Annotated in this window: 4 protein-coding genes; all 4 read right to left on the bottom strand. The window is 71.0% G+C overall.

All coding sequences use genetic code 11. From position 1 onward, the window contains the following. Nucleotides 1–304, bottom strand: a 304-nt coding sequence (locus tag BN12_RS25395; RefSeq protein ID WP_200901251.1) for a hypothetical protein, incomplete at its 3' end; no start/stop codon positions are given. Nucleotides 305–471: 167 nt separating this feature from the next. After that, nucleotides 472–1,632 carry a resuscitation-promoting factor gene (locus tag BN12_RS26615; protein WP_048554758.1) on the bottom strand — a complete coding sequence of 387 codons (1,161 nt, stop codon included), beginning with the start codon at nt 1,630–1,632 and terminating at the stop codon, nt 472–474. A 322-nt stretch (nt 1,633–1,954) separates the two neighbouring features. Continuing rightward, entirely contained in the window at nt 1,955–2,818 is an 864-nt protein-coding gene (locus tag BN12_RS18360) for a TatD family hydrolase (RefSeq protein ID WP_048554756.1), read from the bottom strand. Then, nucleotides 2,818–4,614 (bottom strand): methionine--tRNA ligase, encoded by a 1,797-nt coding sequence (metG, locus tag BN12_RS18355; protein ID WP_048554754.1) that lies wholly within the window; start codon nt 4,612–4,614, stop codon nt 2,818–2,820. Before metG ends, BN12_RS18360 begins: the two co-directional genes overlap by 1 nt. Nucleotides 4,615–4,775 lie beyond the last annotated feature (161 nt).

The raw sequence follows: 4,775 nt of genomic DNA, 5'->3' as shown, positions 1-4,775 counted from the left end.
CCCCCCCGTCGGACGGCTCGGCGCCCGACGATGCGTCCGTCGACTCGGTCGCCGGCGGCAGCGCGGCGGGCGGGACCGGGAGCAGCAGGGAGTGCCCGAGCAGCAGCTGCGTCGGCCAGGGCAGGCCGCCCGCACCGGGCTGCAGCCAGGGGCTGGCGTCGCGAACCGTCGTCGACACCGACTCCGCGCTCTGGCCGGCCGGTGGCACCGGACGGGCCGCCGCAGCGCCGCATCCTGCGACGAGACAGGCCCCGAGGAGAGCCGCTGAGGCCACGACCCGCCCCGCATACCGGGCCCTGCTCATTGCTCTCCTCCTCCCTGGACGCGACCGACGACAGCCGCACTCCCCCGAGGATAGTGGCGACGCGGGCGCCCGGCACACACGCGTCCGGCCCGGCGGGCTCCCCGGTGTTCGGGGGGCCGGCCGGGCCGGAGGGCGTGCCTGCCCGGGATCGGGCGACGGCAGGAGGGTCAGGCTGCGCCGGCGCAGCCCCACGGGCCGAGGCCCGCCTTGGCGTAGTAGCGGTTCGCGACGGTGATCTGCTCCGCGCGGGACGCGAGGTCGGCCCGCGGGGCGAAGTCCGCGCCACCGTTGGCCAGCCACGAGCCGTAGTCGAACTGGAGGCCGCCGTAGTAGCCGTTGCCGGTGTTGATCGACCAGTTGCCGCCGGACTCGCACTGGGCGATCCGGTCCCACATGCCCGCGTTCGCGAGGTTGATGCCGGCGCCGGAGGTGTTGCCCGCCGAACGGCTGGAGGACGACGAGGAGGAGGACGACGAGTACGACGGCGCGGGCCGCGACTTCGTGCCGACGAGGACGACGGCGCTCCTGGCCTTGCGGACCACCTGGGTCTTGACGGCCTTGGTGCTCGTCTTCTTGCCGTCGACCCAGACGACCTGGTAGGTCACCCGCGAGGAGCCGGTGACACCCGCGGTCTGCGTCTTCGACTGGCCCTTGTAGAGCGACGAGGTCGACTTGTGGACCGTCGAGTAGCCGATCGACTGGGTCTTGACGACCTGCTTCTTGTCCACGCGGTGGATGACGATCTTCAGGTTGGCCGAGATCGGGGTCGTGAGCCCCGGCTTGACGATGTCGTCGCCGTCGATGAGGATCCCCTTCTCGGCGATGAACTGGGCGACGTCGCCGGCGGTCGTCGTGCTCGTCGTCGTCTTCTTGCCGAGGGTGAGGGTGACTTCCTTCGGGCTCGACACGGTCATCGCGAGACCGGCCCGACCGAGGATCTGGGAGCGCGAGGCGGACAGCTGGGCGCCGTCGACGTCGCGCAGGCCGATCTCGCGCAGGGCCGCTTCGACGGTCGTCGCCGTCGTCCAGTAGGTGGTCGTCTTGCCGTCCACCGTGACGGTCAGCTTGCGGCCGTAGCGGACGACGATCCGGTCGCCGTCCTTGACGTCGCTCGCGAGGGAGGGGGCCACGACGTCGTGCGGGCCGACCTTGATGTCCTCCTTGGCGAGGACATCGCCGACCGTGCTGGCGAAGACGTGGGCGGTGGTCGACTTCCCGTCGACCGAGAGGGTGACGGTCTTGTCGAACTGGGACACGCCGATGGCGCCCGCGACGACAGTGACGACCGCGGCGCCTTGGGCGACGCGACGCAGGGGACGAGAGATCACGCTGCTCCGATGTTCGAACCTTCCCGGGTGCGAGGACACTCGGACGACGGCGCGAGCGAGGCATCGTCGGCTCACTCACGAAGCAGGGGCCGGTGGCCCCGACACGGCCGTGGTGGGGGCTCCCACCCGTGTCGGCGGTGGCGCCTGCGCGCCACCTCCCTGCCTGGCAGATCCGTCATCCGGGCGATCGGGCCCGGCCAACAGTCGACCACCATGCCCGAGTGTCGGGCCGAAGGTCAAGTTTTGGTAACGGCGAGGGAGCGCTCCCACGGCTCCTGAACCACACGCGCCACAGCGGCATCACGCGTCGGCGTGACACCCGTCACCACGGCCCGTAGAGGCGCCCCGCGTTGTCGGACAGGGCGGTGCACAGCGTCGGGACGGCCACGCCGAGCGTCGCGGCCATCGCCCGGACGGTGAGCGGCACGAGCGCCGGGCTGTTCGCCGCACCTCGCCAGGGGGCCGGCGTGAGGTACGGGGCGTCCGTCTCGACGAGGACCCGGTCGAGCGGCACGACGGACAGGGCGCTGCGGAGGGCGTGGGCGTTCTTGAACGTCACGACCCCCGAGAACGACAGGAAGTACCCGCGCTCGACGCATTCGCGGGCCATCTCGACTCCGCCCGAGAAGCAGTGCAGGACGGTCCGCTCGGGCGCACCCTCCTCCTCGAGGATCCGCAGGACGTCCTCGTGGGCGTCGCGGTCGTGGATCTGCAGCGCCTTGCCGAGCCGCTTCGCGAGCGCGATGTGCCAACGGAACGAGTCCTGTTGTGCCGCAACACCGTCCGGCCCGGTTCGGAAGTAGTCGAGCCCGGTCTCGCCGACGACGCGCACCCGTGGGTGACCGGCCAGGGACTCGATCTCCGCGTATGCCGCATCGAGCGTCCCTGCCTCGGCGAGCCGGGGCGCCTCGTTGGGGTGGAGGGCCACGCCGCCCAGCACCGTGGCATACCGGTCCACGACGTCGACGGTGAAGCGGGCGCCGGGGAGGTCGCAGCCGATCTGGACGATCCGGTCGACGCCGACGGAGGCCGCGCGCGCGAGTGCGTCGGCGACGTCGACCGGTCCCTCGCCGTCCCGGGAGATGTCGAGGTGGGTGTGGTTGTCGACGACCGGGATGGGCAGCGGGTCCGGCAGCGTGGGGGTCCGGCGGTGCCCGCTCCCCCCGTCGCCCGACCCCCCGGCCATCAGTCGTGCCCGAGTCGCGCGAGCTCGGTCTCGACGACGGACTCGTCGAGCTTGGTGAAGACCGGTGTGGGTTTTGCCACAGTCGCGCCGGCCACGACGGGTCGGGACGCCCAGCGGGGGATCGCCGCGTAGTCGCCGGTGATGACGGGGTATGCGGGGCCGCCGTCGAGGTCGGCCACCTCGCGGACCTCGGGCATCGGCATGAAGGCGCCCTCACCTCCGAGGACCCGATGGACCGTGTTGGCCGAGTGGGGCAGGAACGGCGCGAGGATCGTGTTGAGGTCGCTCACCGCCTGCGCGAGCACGTGGAGGACGGTCGCGAGCCGGGGCCGCTCGTCCTCGCCCTTGAGCCGGAACGGCGCCTGGTCGGTGACGTACTTGTTCGCCTCGCCGACCAGGCGCATCGCTTCGGCGATGGCCTGCCGCTGCCGGTGCCTGCCGATGAGGTCGCCGACGGAGTCGAAGCCCTCGCGGACCGTGCTCAGGAGGGCCTCGTCGGCGTCGGTGAGATCGCCCGCCGCGGGGATCTCGCCGAAGCTCTTGTGGATCATCGACGCGGTGCGGTTGACGAGGTTGCCCCACCCGGCGACGAGCTCGGAGTTGGTCCGCTGGACGAACTCGCGCCACGTGAAGTCGGAGTCCTGGTTCTCCGGGCCGGCCGCGCAGATGTAGTAGCGCAGCGCGTCGGGCTGGTAGCGGGTCAGCATGTCGCGGACGTAGATGACGTGGCCGCGGCTGGAGGAGAACTGCTTGCTCTCCATCGTGAGGTACTCGCTGCTCACGACCTCGGTCGGCAGGTCGAGGACGCCGTACTCCCCCGGCTCCCCGCCCTTGGCGCCCTTCCCGGCATACGCGAGGAGCTCGGCGGGCCAGATCTGGGAGTGGAAGGTGATGTTGTCCTTGCCCATGAAGTAGTAGGACAGCGCCTCGGGGTCGTTCCACCAGCGGCGCCACGCCTCGGGGTCGCCGCTGCGGCGCGCCCACTCGATCGATGCCGAGAGGTAGCCGATGACGGCGTCGAACCATACGTAGAGCCGCTTGTGCGTCTGCTCGCGCCACCCCTCGATGGGGACCGGGATGCCCCAGTCGAGGTCGCGGGTCATGGCGCGGGGCCGGATGTCCTCGAGGATGTTGAGGCTGAACTTGATGACGTTGGGGCGCCACGTGCCGGTCGCCTCACGGCCCTCGAGATAGCTCCGCAGGGCGTCGGCGAGGGCCGGCAGGTCGAGGAAGAAGTGCTGCGTCTCGACGAACTCGGGGACCTCGCCGTTGATCCGGCTCCGCGGCTCGATGAGGTCGGTCGGCTCGAGCTGGTTGCCGCAGTTGTCGCACTGGTCGCCGCGGGCCTCGGGGTACCCGCAGATCGGGCAGGTGCCCTCGATGTAGCGGTCGGGCAGCGTCCGGCCCGTCGAGGGCGAGATCGCGCCGCGGGTCGTCTGCTCGACCATGTACCCGTTGGCCCAACACTGATGGAACAGCTCCTGGGCGACGGCGTAGTGGTTGGGCGTCGTCGTCCGCGTGTACAGGTCGTAGGAGCAGCCGAGGTCGGCGAGCTCGTGGGCGATGATCGCGTGGTTGCGGTCGACGAACTCCCGCGGGCTCACGCCCTCCTTGTCGGCCTGGACGAGGATCGGCGTCCCGTGCTCGTCGGATCCGCTGACCATGAGCACGTCGTGGCCGGCCATCCGCATGTACCGCGCGAACACGTCGGACGGCACGCCGAACCCGGCGACGTGACCGATGTGGCGGGGGCCGTTGGCATACGGCCACGCGACGGCGGCAAGGACGGTGCTCACGAGCGTCAATCCTATGGGGGCCCCGCGACCGGTTTTCCGGCCCGTCCACCGGTATGCCGCGACCTCCTCGACCCCACCAGAACGTCACCACATACCTCGACCCCATCGAGGGGCTCCCGAGTCGAGGTAACCCGACCCCACCAGAACGACACCACATACCT

The organism is Nostocoides japonicum T1-X7, from assembly GCF_001046855.1.
In the GTDB taxonomy this organism is placed as follows: Bacteria; Actinomycetota; Actinomycetes; order Actinomycetales; family Dermatophilaceae; genus Nostocoides; species Nostocoides japonicum.
This window is presented reverse-complemented; position numbering and strand designations above follow the sequence as displayed.